We start from the raw sequence: 15,774 nt of genomic DNA, 5'->3' as shown, positions 1-15,774 counted from the left end.
GCACGCTGGGCAGTATACTGCGCACACCCACCCATTGAGCAATATAGTGCACAAAGAAAATCCACACCGGGCCTCGGTCCTGCAACACGTCAGCCAGAACGTCCGTCGTCTGCGCCACGCCGCCGACCTCAGCCAGACCGCGCTGTCGGAAAAGTCCGGGGTCAGCCGGCGCATGCTGGTGGCCATCGAGGCCGGCGAGAAGAACGTCAGCCTGTCCACCCTCGACCGCGTGGCCGAAGCACTGGAAGTGGCCTTCAGCGACCTGATCCAGGCCCCGGATGCGGGCGACCACAGCCGCATCAACGAACTCGCCTGGGCCGGCGACATTCCCGGCAGCAAAGCCGTATTACTGGCCAAGGCCACTGCGCGGCGCGAAGTCGAGCTATGGGAGATGCGCCTGGAGCCCGGCGATCGCTACAGCCCCGAACCCGACCCCGAAGGCTGGAGCGTGCAGGTGTTTGTGTTTGAAGGCTGCCTGACCTTGCGCGTTGGCGAAGAAGACAAACAGGTCGCTGCCGGTGAGTTTTTCATGTTTGCCAGCCGCCAGGTCCATGGCTATCGCAATGACGGCGACGTGGCCGTGCGCTTTGTTCGTAACGTGGTGCTCTAACTGTCCGCCAGGCAACAGTGGATGGACATTTTGCTGGTTTGCACTGCGCTCAAGGGTCTCGCTTAACCCGCAATCCGCTGATTTTGCTGGTGATTAGATTCAGGCACGACTCCTGCAATCCCTCCGTTATTCTCTCGGAGCCTGGAGTCGGCCCATGTCAGCCCACCCTCAACACCCTGCCCATATCATCCGCTCGGACGCGGAGGCCATTGAAGTCGTCACGCGCCTGGCCGAACGCTTTGCCGTCGAAGCCAGCGCGCGCGACCGCGACCGGCGCCTGCCGGTGGCCGAACTTGACGAATTTTCCGGCAGCGGCCTGTGGGGTATCACGGTGCCCAAGGCCTACGGCGGTGCCGGGGTGTCCTATGTGACGGTGGCCGAGGTGATCAAACGGATTTCCGCGGCCGACCCGTCCCTGGGGCAAATCCCGCAGAACCATCTGGGGGTGGTGGACCTCCTGCTGCAAACCGGTACCGAGGAACAAAAGCGCTATTACTTCGGCAAGGTCTTGGCGGGTTACCGCTTCGGCAATGCGTTCTCCGAAGCCAAGAGCAAAAACGCCGGTACCTTCGACACGCAGATCCGGTTCAACGGCGACACCGCGCAAATCAATGGTGAAAAGTTTTACTGCACCGGCGCGCTGTTCGCCCATATCGTGCCCACCGCAGGCAATAACGAGCAGGGCCAGGCGTTTATTGGTTTCGTCGGACGCGACGCGCCGGGGCTGAGCGTGATCGACAACTGGGACGGCTTCGGCCAGCGCACCACCGCCAGTGGTGGCGTGACCCTCGATGGCGTGAACGTACCGTTGAGCGCGGTGATCCCTGCGCATCTAGCGTTCGATAAACCCACCGCCGACGGCCCGATTTCACAAATCATCCAGGCCGCCGTCGATACCGGCATCGCCCTTGGCGCGCTGGAACAGGCCAAGATCCATGCCCGCCAGGCCCGGCCCTGGATCGACAGCCAGCTGGACCACGGCTGGCAGGACCCATTCACAATCGCCGCCATCGGCGACCTGCAATGGCGCGTTCACGGCACCGAAGCCATCCTCGCCAAGGCCGGCATCGCGGTCGACCAGGCGCTGGCCGAGCCGAATGAAGACAGCGTGGCCCACGCCTCTCTGGTGGTGGCCCAGGCCAAGGTGCTGTCGGCCGAAACCGCCTTGCTCGCCAGCAGCAAACTCTTCGAACTGGCCGGCACCCGCTCGGTGACCGCCAAGCACAACCTCGACCGCTTCTGGCGCAACGCGCGCACCCACACCCTGCATGATCCGGCCCGCTGGAAATACCACCTGATCGGTAACTTCGTGCTCAACGGCGTGAAGCCTGCGCGCCACGCCTGGAATTGAGGAGCCTGCCCCATGACCGCACTGACACTCGCCCGCCAACTGCTCGACAGCACCCGTCTTCACGTCCAAAAAAGTGACGACCCCTACGTGATCAGCCGCTTCGGCGACTTGCAGATCCGTGTCGACGTGGCCGCCGCCTTGCTTGAGCGCGCCGACAGCCACCCCAGCCCGGTGGCCGCCACCGAAGCGCAGATCGCCGCGGCCGAGGCCCTGATTGCCGCCAGCAACGCCGAATTCGAATTGACCGGCCAACGCACCGCGCTGCCGTCGACCCTGGATGACCCCTTGCGGCGCAAATACCAGATCGTCGGCAACTACCACCTCAACGGAGTGCTTTGATGGCCCGCCAAATCCGCTTGAACGCCTTCGACATGAACTGCGTCGGCCACCAGTCGCCAGGCCTGTGGGCGCATCCGCGTGACCGCTCGTGGCAGTACAAGGACCTGGAGTACTGGACCGATCTGGCGAAAATCCTCGAGCGTGGCAAGTTCGATGGCCTGTTTATCGCCGACGTGCTGGGCATTTACGACGTGTACCACGGCAACGGTGACGCGGCGATTCGCCAGGCCACCCAAGTGCCGGTCAACGACCCGCTGTCGCTGATCGCACCGATGGCGCTGGTCACCCAGCACCTGGGTTTTGGCCTCACCGCGTCGCTGTCCTTCGAGCATCCGTACCCCTTCGCGCGCCGGCTGTCGACGCTCGATCACCTGACCAAGGGCCGCATCGGCTGGAACATCGTCACCTCCTACCTGGAAAGCGGCGCCAAGAACCTCGGCCAGAAGGCCCAGACCGAACACGATGCACGTTATGACTACGCCGAGGAATACCTCGAGGTTTGCTACAAGCTCTGGGAAGGCAGTTGGGAGGAGGGCGCGGTGCTGCGTGATCGGGAGCGTCGGATCTTCAGCGACCCGAGCAAAATCCATGAGATCCGCCACGTCGGCAAACACTTCCAGGTGCCCGGCATTCACCTGTGCGAGCCGTCGCCGCAGCGCACGCCGGTGCTGTACCAGGCCGGCGCCTCCAGCCGTGGCAAACAGTTCGCCGCCGAGCAGGCCGAATGCGTGTTTGTCGCCGCACCGTCCAAGGTGCTGCTGAAAAAAACCGTGGCCGATATCCGTCGCCGTGCCGCCGAGGCGGGGCGCGATCCGAAGAAAATCCTGATCTTCAATTTGCAGACGGTGATCGTCGGCGAGACCGACGCCAAGGCCAAGGCCAAGTTTGACGACTACAAAACCTACGTCAGCTACGAAGGCGCAATGGCGTTGATCTCCGGCTGGACCGGTATCGACTTCAGCCAGTTCAAGCCCGACGAGCCGCTCAAACATGTCCACACCAACGCGATTCAATCGGCGGTGGAGGCGTTCTCCACGGCTGATCCGAACAAGGTCTGGACGCCCAATGAACTGGCTGACTGGGTGGGCATCGGCGGGTTTGGGCCCTTGTTTGTCGGCGGCCCGCAAACCGTCGCCGACCTGTTGCAGGAATGGGTGGAAGACACCGACGTGGACGGCTTCAACCTGGCGTATGCGCTGACCCACGAGACCTTCATCGACGCCGTGGAGTGGTTGGTGCCGGAGCTGCAAAAGCGTGGCGTGTACAAGACCGAATATGCCCAGGGCACCCTGCGCGAGAAGTTGTTCGGCGAGGGCGCAAGGTTGGGTCCAAACCACCCCGGCGCCAGCTACCGCGATCTGTCTGGTGCACGAAATTCCAATGTGGGAGGGGGCTTGCCCCCGATAGCAGTGGGTCAGCAATTGATAGGTGTCTGACACACTGCCATCGGGGGCAAGCCCCCTCCCACATTTGTCCCGTGTCGATCCAAATATCCCAGCCAGCGGACCACCGCACGCTTGACCACCCCAATAGGAACCACCCCCTATGAGCGTGCACGACCCCAAGGCCCTTCTGGAGCACCTGCGCCGCTGGGCGCAACTTACGCCGTTGCACATCGCCCTGCGCCACAAGCGCCAGGGCCAGTGGTACGCCTGGCGCTGGATCGACGCCTTGCGCGACGTCGAACGCCTGGCCGATGGTTTGCGCCAGCACGGTTTCGATCAACACTCACGCCTGGTGCTCAGTGGCGCCTTTGAGCCGAACCTGCTGTTGCTGGCATTGGCGGCCCAGTCCGTCGGCGCGCAGGTGCTCACGCTGGCCGATAACCTCGACCCGCAGGCCCTGGAGCAGCAACTGTGGCGTATTCACCCCAGTCATGCCTACGTTCAAGGTCGCCTGCGCGATTGGGCATTCACCCAGCGCTTGGACTTCGCTCAGTTGCTCGGCCCGGTCGATCCGGCGCAACACCTGCAGCGTTGGTGGCAACCAACGGGCGAAACCGTGCTGTGGAGCGAAGAAGGCACCGGCTGGCCAGACGGCCTTGGCGTGGTGCTGGAGCAATGGCTGCACAGCGGTCATGGCCTGGCGTTTCCGGAAAACCTGGCCTCGGCGCGACGCGATCGCAGCGAAGTGGCGCCCACCGGCCTGGTGCTGTCGCCCGAGCGTTTGCAGCACCTGGCCGATGAGATCGAAAGCCGCCTGGCTCCCGTCGGCAGTTGGCGGCGCCGCCTCTGCGACTGGGCCATCGCCCACCCGCAAGGCGGCCTGCGCCGGTTGCTGAAAAACCGCGTGCGCACACTGCTGGGCTTTCAACGCCTGGCCTCTATCTGGCAACCCCTCAAAGCCGGTAATGAGCCGACGTGGCTGGCCGAATTCAAACGGGACATCGCATGAGCCAGGCCATTCTCCAGGTGCGGGACATTTCGCTGTCGTTCAAAGGGGTCAAGGCCATCAATGCGCTGTCGTTCGAGGTACAACGCGGCGAGATCTGCGCGTTGATCGGCCCTAACGGCGCGGGCAAAAGCTCGCTGCTCAATGTGCTCAACGGCGTGTACCGTTTCGATGCCGGCGAGATCGTCTTTGAGCAACAACACTTCCATCGCATCGACCCCTTGGGCGCCGCCCGCCGAGGCATTGGGCGCACCTTCCAGAACAACGCACTGTTCAAGAAGATGAGCGTGCTCGACAACCTCCTTACCGGGCTGTCGCGGCATATGCGCGCCGGCTTTCTCGAACAGGCCCTGGGCTTGCCCCGTGCACGCCGCGAAGCCGAAGCATTTCGCCGGCGCGGCCAACACATCCTGGAATTTCTTGAGCTGCAAGCCCATCGCGATGTGCTGGTGGGCAACCTGTCTTACGGCCTGCAAAAGCGCGTGGAGTTGGGCCGCGCACTGATCGCCGGGCCCAGCCTGTTGCTGCTTGACGAACCCATGGCCGGCATGAACGCCGAAGAGAAACAGGACATGGCACGCTTCGTCGCCGACGTGAACCGAGACCTGGGCACCACGGTGGTGTTGATCGAACACGACATGGGCGTGGTGATGGGCCTGTCTGACCATGTGGTGGTGCTCGACTATGGGCGCAAGGTCGGCGACGGCACGCCGGCCGAGGTGCAGGCGCACCCCGAGGTGATCGCGGCGTATCTGGGAGCGGTGCGCTGATGTCGTTCTTCTTCGAAACCCTGCTCGGCGGTTTGCTGGCCGGCACCCTGTACTCGCTGGTCGCCATCGGCTTCGTGCTGATCTACAAGGCCAGCGGCGTGTTCAATTTCGCCCAGGGCGCGATGTTGCTGTTTGCCGCGCTGACCTTCGTCAGCCTGCACGAGCAGGGCGTTCCGTTCGCCGTGGCGCTGCTGCTGACGGTGCTGGTGATGATCGTCGGCGCGTTGCTCATCGAGCGCCTGGTGCTACGCCCGCTGGTGAACCGTTCGCAGATCACCCTGTTCATGGCGACCCTGGGCCTGTCGTTCATCATCGAGGGCCTGGCCCAGGGCTTGATGGGCTCCCAAGTGCGCGCACTGGACCTGGGCATCGACGACGTGCCGCTGTTTGTCGGGCCGCTGATGCTCAGCCAGTTTGACCTGATCGCCGCCGCCACCGCCGTGGTGCTGGTGACGGTGCTGGCGTTGCTGTTCAACAAGACCCGCATCGGCGTGTCGTTGCGGGCGGTAGCCGATGACACCACGGCGGCGCTGTCCATCGGCATCAACCTCAACCGCATCTGGCAGATCGTCTGGGCAGTGGCCGGCGTCGTCGGCCTGGTGGCGGGGCTGCTATGGGGCGCGCGCCAGGGCGTGCAGTTCTCGCTGTCGCTGGTGGTGCTCAGGGCGTTGCCGGTGTTGATCATCGGCGGCTTTACCTCGATTGGCGGGGCGATGGTCGGCGGGCTGATCGTCGGCGCCGCCGAGAACCTCGCCGAGGTGTATATCGGCCCGCTGATCGGCGGCGGCATCACGCCGTGGTTCGCCTATGTATTGGCGCTGGCCTTCCTGTATATGCGTCCCGCCGGCCTGTTCGGCGAGCGCGCCATCGAGCGAGTCTGAAACCATGTCGATTCCTGTTGCGCAAGGCACCGCGCCGTTACTGCTGATGCAACGACGCCTGCCCTGGGGCCTGCTCGGCCTGCTGGCCCTGGCTTTTGGCGTGGTGCCGCTGTGGGGCAATGACTATTGGCTCAATGCGATCCTGATTCCGTTTCTGGTGCTGTCCCTGGCCGGGTTGGGCTTGAACCTGCTGACCGGCTACACCGGGCAGACCTCGGTGGGCGCCGCCGGCTTCATGGCGGTTGGCGCATTTGCCACCTACGGCTTTCTGCTGCGCCTGCCCGAGCTGGGCCTGCCGGTGGCGCTGCTGGGCGGTGGGATTATCAGCGCAGGGGTGGGCTTGCTGTTCGGCCTGCCCAGTTCGCGGATCAAGGGCTTCTACCTGATGGTCACCACCCTGGCCGCGCAGTTTTTCCTGGAGTGGCTGTTCGTCAAATTCCCCTGGTTCTACAACTACGGTTCGTCCGGCACGATTTCGGCGCCCAAGCTTGCGCTGTTCGGCCATGACCTCAACACGCCGCTGGGCCGTTACCTGCTGACGCTGGTCACGGTGCTGCTGTTGACCTGGACCGCGACCAACCTGGTGCGCAGCCAAGTGGGGCGCAACTGGATGGCGATCCGCGACATGGACACCGCCGCCGCCGTGGTCGGCATTGCGGTGGTGCGCTACAAGCGCCTGGCGTTTGCGGTCAGTTCGTTCTACTTGGGCATCGCCGGCGCGCTGTGGGCCTTCGCCTACCTGGGCACCGCCAGTGCCGGCAGCTTCGATATCAACCGCTCGTTCCAGATCCTGTTCATCATCATTATCGGCGGCATGGGCAGCATCGCCGGCAACTTCGTCGGCGCGGCCTTCATCAGTTTGCTGCCGATCTTTCTCAGCCACGCCGGGCAGGCATTGTTCGGCGGTTCGGTGGACGCGGGGCAGTTGCAGAACCTGCAGAAAATTATCTTTGGCGTGTTGATCATCGTGTTCCTGATCAAGGAGCCCGAGGGCTTGATTCGCCTGTTGCATACCCTTCGCGATCGGCTGCGGCAGTGGCCGCTACGTTTCTAACCCCTGTAGAAGAGAACTTCCATGCGTGCATCCTTGAAACGTTCCCTGGTCGGCGCCGCCTTTGCGTTGGCCGCATTGGCCGGCGCCGTGCCCCAGGCCATGGCGACGCCGGACCAGCAATTCATTCCCCTGGCTACCTATCGCGTGGGCGCCTATGCCTCCAGTGGCGTGCAGGTGTGGGCCGGGATGATCGACTACCTGCGCTACATCAACGAGGTCGAAGGCGGCATCAACGGCGTCAAGCTGGTGTGGCAGGAATGCGAGACCGAATGGACGGCCGAGAAGGGTATCGAATGCTATGAGCGCTTCAAGCACGGCCTGGATGGCTCGCCGGTCGCGGTGTACCAACCCAACGGCGCGCCGGCGGCGTATGCCCTGAGCGAGCGCGCCGAAGTCGACAAGATCCCGCTGATCACCCTCGGCTACGGGCGCACCGAGGCCACTGACGGCACGGTGTTCCCCTACAACTTCCCGGTGATGCTGACCTTCTACAGCGAGGCGTCGAGCCTGGTCAATTACATCGCCGAGCGCGAAGGCGGCTTCGACAAGCTCAAGGGCAAGAAGATCGCCACGGTCTATCACGACTCGGCCTACGGTCGCGAAACCCTCGGGCCACTGAAATTGCTCGCCGAAAAGTATGGCTTTGAGAACATCCAGATCCCGGTGGCCGACCCCGGCAACGAACAATCGGCGCAATGGCGCCAGGTCCGCCAGGCCAACCCGGACTGGGTGTTCCTGCGTACCTGGGGCGTGTCCACGCCGGTAGCGGTGAAGACCGCCGCGCGCTTCGGCTTCCCCGTGGACCACATCATCGGCGACATCTGGGCCAGTTCCAGCGAGGACGTGCTGCCGGCCGGTGCCGCCGCCAAGGGGTACCTGGCGCTCACGCCGTACCCGGCCGGGGCCGACTTCGAGATCCATCAGCGCCTCAAGCAAGCCATCCTCGACAAGGGCCACAGCGACCTCAAGGACCTGAAAAACTTCGGCAGTGTCTACTACAACTCCGGCCTGGTGAATGCCGCCGTAGCGGTAGAGGCGATTCGCACCGCGCAGGCCAAATTCGGTAAGCGCCCACTCAATGGCGAAGAAGGCCGCTGGGGCCTGGAACACCTGAACATCGACGACGCACGCCTTAAAGCCATGGGCTACCTGGGCCTGATGCAGAACCTCAAGCTGTCGTGCCGCGACCACGAAGGCGGCGGCTCGGCGCGGGTGCAGCAGTGGGACGGCGCCCAGTGGACGCTGATCAGCGACTGGATCGCCGCCGACCGCGCACTGCTGCGCCCGTTGATCGATGAAAAGTCGGCCGCGTTCGCCAAGGAAAAAGGCCTGACGCCACGCACCTGCACTGGGGATGAATAAATCATGAGCCAGCCTGCCACCGAGCCTGCGCGCCCGTCGCTGCTGACGGTCAACGACATTGAAGTGATTTACGACGGCGCAATCCTGGCGGTGGCCGGGGTGTCGCTGAGTGTGCCCAAGGGCGCCATTGTTGCCTTGCTCGGTGCCAACGGCGCCGGCAAGAGCACTACCCTCAAGGCCATCTCCGGGCTGGTGCGTGCCGAGCGCGCCGAGGTCAGCCGGGGTGTGATTGAATACGCCGGGCGCGACCTGGCCGGTATCGACCCCAGCCAGCGCGTGCGCGAGGGCATGGTGCATGTGCTGGAGGGGCGGCATGTGTTCGGCCAACTGAGCGTGGAAGACAACCTGCGCAGCGGCGGCTTTGTGCGCCGCCTGAGCCGCAAGGACATGGAGCACGACTTGGAGCGCATCTACACCTGGTTCCCAAGGCTCAAGACCAAGCGCCACACCCGCGCCGGGCTCACCTCCGGCGGCGAGCAGCAGATGGTCGCCATCGGCCGGGCGTTGATGACGCGTCCTACTTTGGTACTGCTCGACGAGCCGTCCATGGGTTTGGCGCCTATGATCGTGCAGGAGATCTTCGCGATCATCGCGCAGCTCAACCGTGAACAGCAGGTGAGCTTCCTGATCGCCGAGCAGAACATCAACGTCGCGCTGACCTATGCGTCCCACGGTTACGTGCTGGATACTGGGCGCGTGGCCTTGAGCGGCAGCGCCGCTGAGCTGCTGGCACGGGGTGATTTGCATGATATTTATCTGGGTAAACAGTAAGGGCGAACCTGCATGAGTGAATCCACCCGCGACGCTGATGTGCTGATCATCGGCGGCGGCCTGAGCGGCACGATGCTCGCCGTGCAACTGCTGCGCTTGCCTGGCCGGCGTCGGATCCTGGTGATCGAGCCGCGTGCCGAATTGGGGCGGGGCGAGGCCTACAGCGCGGTCGAGCTGGGCCACACGCTGAACGGCAACGCGGCGCGCATGAGCGTCGACCCCGACAATGCCGACGACCTGACGCAGTGGCTCACCGAGCACATCGGCGCCGGTGGCTGGCCGGAGTCGGACCAACAGCACGTACCGATCAGCGAACTGTTCCCGCCGCGCGGGCTGTTCGGCTTGTACGCGCAGCAGCGGCTGGCCGAGGCCAAGGCGCTGTCGGCGTCCACGGTGGCGCATGTAAGGGCCGAAGTGGTCGACCTGCAAGTGGACGCGGGTTCAACCCGGCTGACCCTCGATAACGGCCAGTCACTGCGCGGCGCCGTTGCGGTGTTGGCCACCGGCATGTTCCCGGCGGCGCGCACGCCACAAACCGAGTCCAGCGGTTTGAACGCGGCGGCGGTGGACCCTTGGGACGTGCAGGCCATGGCCCAGCTCGACCCGCAATCGACGGTGCTGATCATTGGCTCGGGGCTGACCATGGTCGATGCCGTGGTGTCCCTGGAACAGGCCGGTCATCGTGGGCCCATCGAGGTGTTTTCGCGCCATGGCCTGCTGCCCCATGTGCGCCGCCAACCGCCGAGTTGGGTGGACTTTCTCGGCGAGGACCACAGCCTGCGCAGCCCTCGGCAGTTGCTGCGAGAGGTGCGGCGCCAATGCCGGATTGCAGTGGCGCAAGGCATTGACTGGCAGGCGCCGCTGGACACGGTACGCGCGCATATCGGCCGGCTGTGGAGCCAGGCCGGCGAGCGTGAGAAACGCCAATTCGTGCGGCATGTGCGGCCGTGGTGGGAGAGCCATCACCACCGCTCGCCGCCGTTGAGTGCGCAGTTGGTGGCGCGGTTGCACGACGAGGGGCGGTTACGCATTCGCGCGGCGTCGTTCAAGGGCCTGGCGCCTGCGGATGAGGGCGTGACGATCCGTTTGCGCTATCGCGGTGAGCCAGCGCTGACCCAGGTGTCGGGCGCGGCGCTGATCAACTCCAGCGGCATCGAATACGACTGGCGCCGCGTGGCGCGGCCGTTGCCCCGGCAATTGCTCAAGCGCGGCCTGATCCAGCCTGGGCCGTTGGCGTTGGGGATTGCGGCGCACGTGTCGGGCGCGGTGCTGGACGCCCAGGGGCAGGCCAGCCAAAGACTGTTCGCCATGGGCCCGCCGTTGCGCGGGATGTGGTGGGAGAGCACCGCGGTGACGGACGTGGCGCTTCAGGCCAAAGCCCTGGCTTCGAGGCTGGCGGAAATCTGAGTGTGGGAGGGAACAAGCCCCCTCCCACAGAAGAGCGGAACTCCATTTATTTTAAGATTTTCACCAGGCCGGGCTTGAGGCCGAATACCTCGACCCCTTGCGCCGTCGATTGGCCTGTCGTCACGTTCACCCGTTCCACCGGTTTATCCATCGCCTCGCGATATTCCACGGTCATGTCCGTTTGGATCGCCTGGCTCGGCACGACGAGCGCCTGGGCATTGTTGTAGGTGACGATGGTCAACCGTGCGCTCATGCCCAGCCGCACCCGCTGCAACTGCTGGGGCGTGAGCCGGGGGATCGTCAGGGTCACCGGAAACTGGGCGCTGCCCTGGCTGTCACTGGCCATCGCCAATCCACTGACCACACTCACCGAACCGCTCAGCCGTTCGCCGTCAAAACCATCACCCATCACTTCCACCGCCTGGCCCTGATGCAATTGGTTGATGTCCAGTTCCGAGACCTTGGCGACGATTTTCAGCCGTTCGATATTTGCCAGGCCAAACAGTACCTGGCCCTGGCTGACCTTACTGCCGGCCTGGATGGGCGCGTTGTTAATGTTGCCCCCCTGGGCTGAATTATTACCGGGCGCGGGCACCACGATGCCGGAGAACGGCGCCTTGACGTCCTGGCCTTCGAGCAACGTGCGCAGCGCCTCGTATTTCACCGTGGCGTTGGTCAGTTCCATGTCGGCGATCTGGCGGTATTCGCCCTTGCCCTGGTCCAGGGCCTGTTGCAGTTCACTGCGTGCGGAGGCGAGGTCCAGCTGTTGCTGTTGGGCCTGTTGCTTGAGGTCGTCCAGTTCATTGCGCGGGATGATGCCGCGCTTGAACAGGTTGTCGCTTTCGGTGAGCTTGCGCTGGGTGTTGCCGGCGCTCATTTCGGCGGTGCGCAAGCTGCGTCGGGCGCGGCTGACGGCGGGGCTGCTGTCCCAATCCTGCATCTCCTGCACGGTGCGCCGAGCCTTGAGCTGGGCGGCGAGGGCGTCGCGCAGTTGCATTTGCAGGGTGGCAGGGTCCATGCGCAGCAGCACCTGGCCGGCTTCGACCCGCTGACCTTGCTCCACCAGGTTGGCCTGCACATTGCCGTCGAATGGCGCGGTGAGGACCAGAGTGGTGTCGGGCTCGATCTTGCCCACCAGGCCGATCTGGTGCACCAGCGCGTCGGGCTTGACTGCCAGCCACTGCTCGGCGGTGCCGGCCGGGTCTTGCGCGGGGCTGCGCAGGGCCAGCGCCGCGCCGGCCACCAGCAGGATCAGCACAGCGCCCAACAGGCGTTTTTTATCAGTAGTCATTGAGGGCGATTTCCCAACTTTCCAACGTCATGCCCAGCGTCAGGTCGAGCTGGGTCTGGGCGTTCAAATAAGCGATCAGGGCATTGAGCCGGGCATTTTCGGCGTTGCGCAGGTCGGTCTCGAAACTCAGCACCTGGAAGTTGGTGGAGCGCCCGGCGCTGAGTTTTTCCCGTTCGATCTCGATTTTGCGGCGCGACAACTCCACCGCGCGCTGGGAGATTTCATACTGGCGCCAGCGCGTGCCGAGGTCGCGCACCACATCGTTGACGCTGCGCTCCAGCTCTTGGCGCGCATCGGTGATGCGGATCTGCTGGTCCTCGACGTTGACGCGCGCACGCACTTCGGCCTGGCGGGTGCTGATGTCGCCGATGGGGATCTGCACTTGCACCCCGGCGTAGCTGTCCCAGGTGCGGTTGTTACTGCTGCCGGCGTCGTTGTTGTAGGCGTCGCGAATCTGGTTCGCGCCGGCGACGAGGTCGACTTGCCAGCGCCCGGAGTCCTTGGCGATCACCAGGTTGAGGTCGGCCTGCTGGCTGCCGAGCAGGGCGGCGAGGTATTCCGGTTGCTGGGTTTGCGCCAGGTTGAAGGCTTGGCGCTTGTCGATCTGCATGGGCTTGGCCTCCAGGGCTTCGGTGGCGCGAATCGGCGTGGACAGGTCCAGCGCCAGCAGGCGCAGCAGGGCCAGGCGATTGGTGTCCAGTTGGTTCTGGGCTTCCTCCACGCCCAGTTGCTGGGTGGCGATGTCGGCTTCGGTCTGCACGATTTCGAACTCGGCCATGCGCCCGGCACTGATCAGCGCCTGGTTCACTTCCAGCAGGGTGCCGGAGCGCGCGAGGGCGTCTTGCACGATGCTCAGTTGCTCCTGGGCGCGCAGCAATTCGCGATAGGTGGCGATGATCTGGCTGATGGTCTGCGCCACCGTGGCCTTGAGGTTCAGGCGGTTGGCCTGCTCCGACAGGCGCGACAGGCGCAGCGGCGCGGTGGTGGCGTCCCAGCCGGCGCCGCGCAGCAGCGGTTGGATAATTGCCAGGTCCAGGCCGTCGCTGCGATAGCGGCCGGCGCGGTCGGCGTTGTTCAACTGCTGGGTCCAGGCCATGCTCAGGCGCGTGCCGTACTCACCGAGCAGGCTGCTGGACGGCGCCAGGTTGGCGTTGCGTGCGCTGTCCTGGGAGCCGCGAGTGCCGCGGTAATAGCTGTTGAGGGTGAGCTTGGGGTTGAACACGTCTTCGGCCACGCGCAGGTCGAACTTCTGCGCGACCCGTTGCAGGTACGCGCTGCGGATCGCCGGGTTGTTGCGCAGGCCCAGATACACCGCATCACCCAGGGTCAGGGTGGTGACCTGCGCATTCAGCGATACGCTGCGCGAGGTAGTGGGCGCCGACGGCCGGATGACCACGTCGGCGGCCATGCCGGGCAGGCTGATCAGCGTCAGCAATAGCAGCCATTTATTCATCGCGCAGGGCCTCCACCGGTTGCAACCGCGAGGCCGAGACCGCGGGGTAGATGCCGAAGAACAAACCCACCCACAACGTACTGCCCACTCCCAGGGGCAGGGCCGCCGCGGCCAGCGCGAATTCCCAGCCTGACAGCCAGGCGTAGAACCACGCCGCCGTCATGCCGAGTACCGCGCCGCACAACGCGCCGACGGCGGTGAGGGTCACCGCTTCGATCAGGAACAGGTTGCGGATATCCCGTCGACGCGCGCCCAGGGCCATGCGGATGCCGATTTCGCGGCGCCGCTGCGAAACGTTCATCAGCATCACGTTCATCACGCCCACGCCGCCGCCCACCAGCGAGATCGCGCCCAGGGCCAGCAGCAAATAGGCGAACGTGCGGCTTTGCCGGGTCATGCCATCGATCATTTGCTGAGGCACCTGGATGTCGACATCGTGGTCGGTGAGTTGGCGTTGCAAGGCCGCGGCGGCGGCTTTGGCAATGCATTCCATGTCTTGGCCGGGCGCGGCGCGAATGATCACGTTGCTGATCTGCGGGGTGGCGTAGATGCGGCGCATGCCTTCGGCGGGGATGAACAGCGACTCGTTGGCCTGCACCGGCATTAACATCGCCCGGGGCTGGTTGTGCAGGATGCCCACGATCAGGAACAGGTAATCGTTGATGCGCACGCGGTCGCCCAGTTGCACTGGGTCGCCCGGTGCGCCGAGGGCCTGGGCGATCTGGTCGCCGATCACGCCATAGGTTTCGTGGGTGTCGAAGCTCGACAGGAAGCGGCCCTGTTGCACCACCAGGCGCATCGCTGGCTGGATGTCGGGCGTACTGCCGACAAAGTTGGCATTGACGCTGCGGCCATGGAACACGATGGGCCCGCTGAACAGCGTCAGGGCGCCGATATGCGCGATGCCCGCTACCGCCTGGCGCACCGCATGCAGGTCGAGACGGCTGCGCATCGGCACGTTGGCGCCGCCTTTGGGGGGGAACTGGACGATGAGCGTGTCGGTGCCCATGTCCTTGAAAATCATCGCGGCATCCACCGCCGCGTTGTGCCCGATATTGATCAACGCCACCACCGAGGAGCTGCCGATCACGATGCCGAGCAACGCCAGGACCGAGCGCTTGCCCAAGGTGCGCAGGCTGATAAAGGCTTCATGCAGCAGTTGGCTGAGGCTTTGTTCGACCCGCAGGCTCATGGGCGATGCGCCTCGTGCACCACGCCATTGCGCACCAGGATCTTGCGCGCCAGGCGTTCGGCGATGTGCGGGTCATGGGTGACGATAATCAGCGTGACCTGTTGCTCGCGGTTCAGGGCCAGCAACAGGTCCATGATGTCTTGGGCGGTGGTGCTGTCGAGGTTGCCGGTGGGTTCGTCGGCGAGGATCACCGAGGGGTTGCCGACCAAGGCGCGGGCAATCGCCACCCGTTGGCGCTGGCCGCCGGAGAGGTCGGCAGGGCGATGGTGAGCGCGGTCGGCCAGGCCGACCTGTTCGAGCATGCGCAGGGCCCGCTCCACGGACTCATGGCGCGACACGCCGCGATAGCTCAAGGGCAGGGCGACGTTATCCAGCGCGCTGAGGCGCGGCAGCAGGTTGAAGCTCTGGAACACGAAACCGATCTGCTGGTTGCGAATGGCGGCCAGTTCATCGGCGCTGGCGTTGAAAATATCGTGGCCGGCAAAGTGGTAGTGGCCGTCGTTGGGCAGGTCCAGCAAACCGAGGATATTGAGCAGGGTACTTTTGCCGGAACCGGAGGCGCCGAGGATGCCGCAGCTGTCACCGCTGGCGATGGACAGGCACACATCCTTGAGAATGGTCAATTCCTGCCCGGCGAGCTGATAGCGCTTGCCGATGCCTTGCAGGGAGATCAAGCCTGGGTGCGCGCGGGTATCGGTCATCATGACTACGCCTGCAGTCTCGACGCTGCCGTCATACCCCCGGTAAAGCCTTGTAACAAGTTCGGGAGCTGTCTGTTACGCGTCTCGGACTGGTTTTATTTCTTGTTTTTAAAATATTGTTTGAATACTAACCGCGTTCCCGGCGCTTCGCCAGCCATGGATGTAGAGCGTTTTTACCCTTTGAAATGATTCTTTGATGGC

15 protein-coding genes are annotated in these 15,774 nt (G+C 64.4%); 11 read left to right on the top strand and 4 right to left on the bottom strand.

Going from position 1 to position 15,774, the window contains the following annotated elements; translation table 11 throughout:
- Positions 1-46 precede the first annotated feature (46 nt).
- The 11 genes from KSS96_RS18000 to KSS96_RS17950 all read left to right on the top strand — a co-directional run bounded on the left by KSS96_RS18000 (position 47) and on the right by KSS96_RS17950 (position 10,936).
- On the top strand, positions 47-610 hold the full coding sequence (locus KSS96_RS18000) for a helix-turn-helix domain-containing protein (protein WP_017527145.1): 564 nt from the start codon (positions 47-49) through the stop codon (positions 608-610).
- A 154-nt stretch (positions 611-764) separates the two neighbouring features.
- The gene (locus tag KSS96_RS17995; protein WP_217855173.1) at positions 765-1,961 is read left to right on the top strand and encodes an SfnB family sulfur acquisition oxidoreductase; all 1,197 of its coding nucleotides are present in this window, start codon (positions 765-767) and stop codon (positions 1,959-1,961) included.
- A gap of 12 nt (positions 1,962-1,973) precedes the next feature.
- Positions 1,974-2,300 (top strand): acyl-CoA dehydrogenase, encoded by a 327-nt coding sequence (locus KSS96_RS17990; RefSeq protein WP_065877455.1) that lies wholly within the window; start codon positions 1,974-1,976, stop codon positions 2,298-2,300.
- Positions 2,300-3,736: an LLM class flavin-dependent oxidoreductase gene (locus KSS96_RS17985; protein ID WP_065877454.1), complete on the top strand. Its 1,437-nt coding sequence runs from the start codon at positions 2,300-2,302 to the stop codon at positions 3,734-3,736. The genes KSS96_RS17990 and KSS96_RS17985 overlap by 1 nt, the downstream gene beginning before the upstream one ends.
- 109 nt (positions 3,737-3,845) lie before the next feature.
- Entirely contained in the window at positions 3,846-4,694 is an 849-nt protein-coding gene (locus KSS96_RS17980) for an AMP-binding protein (RefSeq protein ID WP_217855171.1), read from the top strand.
- Positions 4,691-5,461, top strand: a complete 771-nt coding sequence (locus KSS96_RS17975) for an ABC transporter ATP-binding protein (RefSeq protein ID WP_017527150.1) — start codon at positions 4,691-4,693, stop codon at positions 5,459-5,461. Before KSS96_RS17980 ends, KSS96_RS17975 begins: the two co-directional genes overlap by 4 nt.
- The gene (locus KSS96_RS17970) at positions 5,461-6,342 is read left to right on the top strand and encodes a branched-chain amino acid ABC transporter permease (protein WP_217855169.1); all 882 of its coding nucleotides are present in this window, start codon (positions 5,461-5,463) and stop codon (positions 6,340-6,342) included. The genes KSS96_RS17975 and KSS96_RS17970 overlap by 1 nt, the downstream gene beginning before the upstream one ends.
- 4 nt (positions 6,343-6,346) lie before the next feature.
- Positions 6,347-7,396, top strand: coding sequence for a branched-chain amino acid ABC transporter permease (locus KSS96_RS17965; RefSeq protein WP_068934695.1), 1,050 nt, complete (start codon positions 6,347-6,349; stop codon positions 7,394-7,396).
- A 21-nt stretch (positions 7,397-7,417) separates the two neighbouring features.
- Positions 7,418-8,758, top strand: a complete 1,341-nt coding sequence (locus KSS96_RS17960; protein WP_217855167.1) for an ABC transporter substrate-binding protein — start codon at positions 7,418-7,420, stop codon at positions 8,756-8,758.
- A gap of 3 nt (positions 8,759-8,761) precedes the next feature.
- Positions 8,762-9,529, top strand: coding sequence for an ABC transporter ATP-binding protein (locus KSS96_RS17955; protein WP_017527154.1), 768 nt, complete (start codon positions 8,762-8,764; stop codon positions 9,527-9,529).
- A 12-nt stretch (positions 9,530-9,541) separates the two neighbouring features.
- Positions 9,542-10,936 carry an FAD/NAD(P)-binding protein gene (locus KSS96_RS17950; RefSeq protein WP_137219765.1) on the top strand — a complete coding sequence of 465 codons (1,395 nt, stop codon included), beginning with the start codon at positions 9,542-9,544 and terminating at the stop codon, positions 10,934-10,936.
- 46 nt (positions 10,937-10,982) lie between these two features.
- Here the strand turns inward: KSS96_RS17950 and KSS96_RS17945 are convergent, their stop codons facing one another.
- The 4 genes from KSS96_RS17945 to KSS96_RS17930 are packed head-to-tail and all read right to left on the bottom strand — an operon-like array spanning position 10,983 to position 15,576.
- The gene (locus tag KSS96_RS17945) at positions 10,983-12,227 is read right to left on the bottom strand and encodes an efflux RND transporter periplasmic adaptor subunit (protein ID WP_065877447.1); all 1,245 of its coding nucleotides are present in this window, start codon (positions 12,225-12,227) and stop codon (positions 10,983-10,985) included.
- Positions 12,217-13,680 carry a TolC family protein gene (locus tag KSS96_RS17940; protein WP_017527157.1) on the bottom strand — a complete coding sequence of 488 codons (1,464 nt, stop codon included), beginning with the start codon at positions 13,678-13,680 and terminating at the stop codon, positions 12,217-12,219. Before KSS96_RS17940 ends, KSS96_RS17945 begins: the two co-directional genes overlap by 11 nt.
- A complete protein-coding gene (locus tag KSS96_RS17935; RefSeq protein ID WP_217855165.1) occupies positions 13,673-14,872 on the bottom strand; it encodes an ABC transporter permease in 1,200 nt (399 codons plus the stop codon). Before KSS96_RS17935 ends, KSS96_RS17940 begins: the two co-directional genes overlap by 8 nt.
- On the bottom strand, positions 14,869-15,576 hold the full coding sequence (locus tag KSS96_RS17930; RefSeq protein ID WP_017527159.1) for an ABC transporter ATP-binding protein: 708 nt from the start codon (positions 15,574-15,576) through the stop codon (positions 14,869-14,871). The genes KSS96_RS17935 and KSS96_RS17930 overlap by 4 nt, the downstream gene beginning before the upstream one ends.
- Positions 15,577-15,774: the final 198 nt, after the last annotated feature.

It is taken from the genome of Pseudomonas asgharzadehiana (assembly GCF_019139815.1).
GTDB lineage: Bacteria > Pseudomonadota > Gammaproteobacteria > Pseudomonadales > Pseudomonadaceae > Aquipseudomonas > Aquipseudomonas asgharzadehiana.
This window is presented reverse-complemented; position numbering and strand designations above follow the sequence as displayed.

Bases quoted from the DNA above. Each gene is read 5' to 3' on its own strand.
- KSS96_RS17995 (WP_217855173.1), top strand. From the start codon at position 765: ATGTCAGCCCACCCTCAACACCCTGCCCATATCATCCGCTCGGACGCG.
- KSS96_RS17990 (WP_065877455.1), top strand. From the start codon at position 1,974: ATGACCGCACTGACACTCGCCCGCCAACTGCTCGACAGCACCCGTCTT.
- KSS96_RS17985 (WP_065877454.1), top strand. From the start codon at position 2,300: ATGGCCCGCCAAATCCGCTTGAACGCCTTCGACATGAACTGCGTCGGC.
- KSS96_RS17980 (WP_217855171.1), top strand. From the start codon at position 3,846: ATGAGCGTGCACGACCCCAAGGCCCTTCTGGAGCACCTGCGCCGCTGG.
- KSS96_RS17975 (WP_017527150.1), top strand. From the start codon at position 4,691: ATGAGCCAGGCCATTCTCCAGGTGCGGGACATTTCGCTGTCGTTCAAA.
- KSS96_RS17970 (WP_217855169.1), top strand. From the start codon at position 5,461: ATGTCGTTCTTCTTCGAAACCCTGCTCGGCGGTTTGCTGGCCGGCACC.
- KSS96_RS17965 (WP_068934695.1), top strand. From the start codon at position 6,347: ATGTCGATTCCTGTTGCGCAAGGCACCGCGCCGTTACTGCTGATGCAA.
- KSS96_RS17960 (WP_217855167.1), top strand. From the start codon at position 7,418: ATGCGTGCATCCTTGAAACGTTCCCTGGTCGGCGCCGCCTTTGCGTTG.
- KSS96_RS17955 (WP_017527154.1), top strand. From the start codon at position 8,762: ATGAGCCAGCCTGCCACCGAGCCTGCGCGCCCGTCGCTGCTGACGGTC.
- KSS96_RS17950 (WP_137219765.1), top strand. From the start codon at position 9,542: ATGAGTGAATCCACCCGCGACGCTGATGTGCTGATCATCGGCGGCGGC.
- KSS96_RS17945 (WP_065877447.1), bottom strand. From the start codon at position 12,227: ATGACTACTGATAAAAAACGCCTGTTGGGCGCTGTGCTGATCCTGCTG.
- KSS96_RS17940 (WP_017527157.1), bottom strand. From the start codon at position 13,680: ATGAATAAATGGCTGCTATTGCTGACGCTGATCAGCCTGCCCGGCATG.
- KSS96_RS17935 (WP_217855165.1), bottom strand. From the start codon at position 14,872: ATGAGCCTGCGGGTCGAACAAAGCCTCAGCCAACTGCTGCATGAAGCC.
- KSS96_RS17930 (WP_017527159.1), bottom strand. From the start codon at position 15,576: ATGATGACCGATACCCGCGCGCACCCAGGCTTGATCTCCCTGCAAGGC.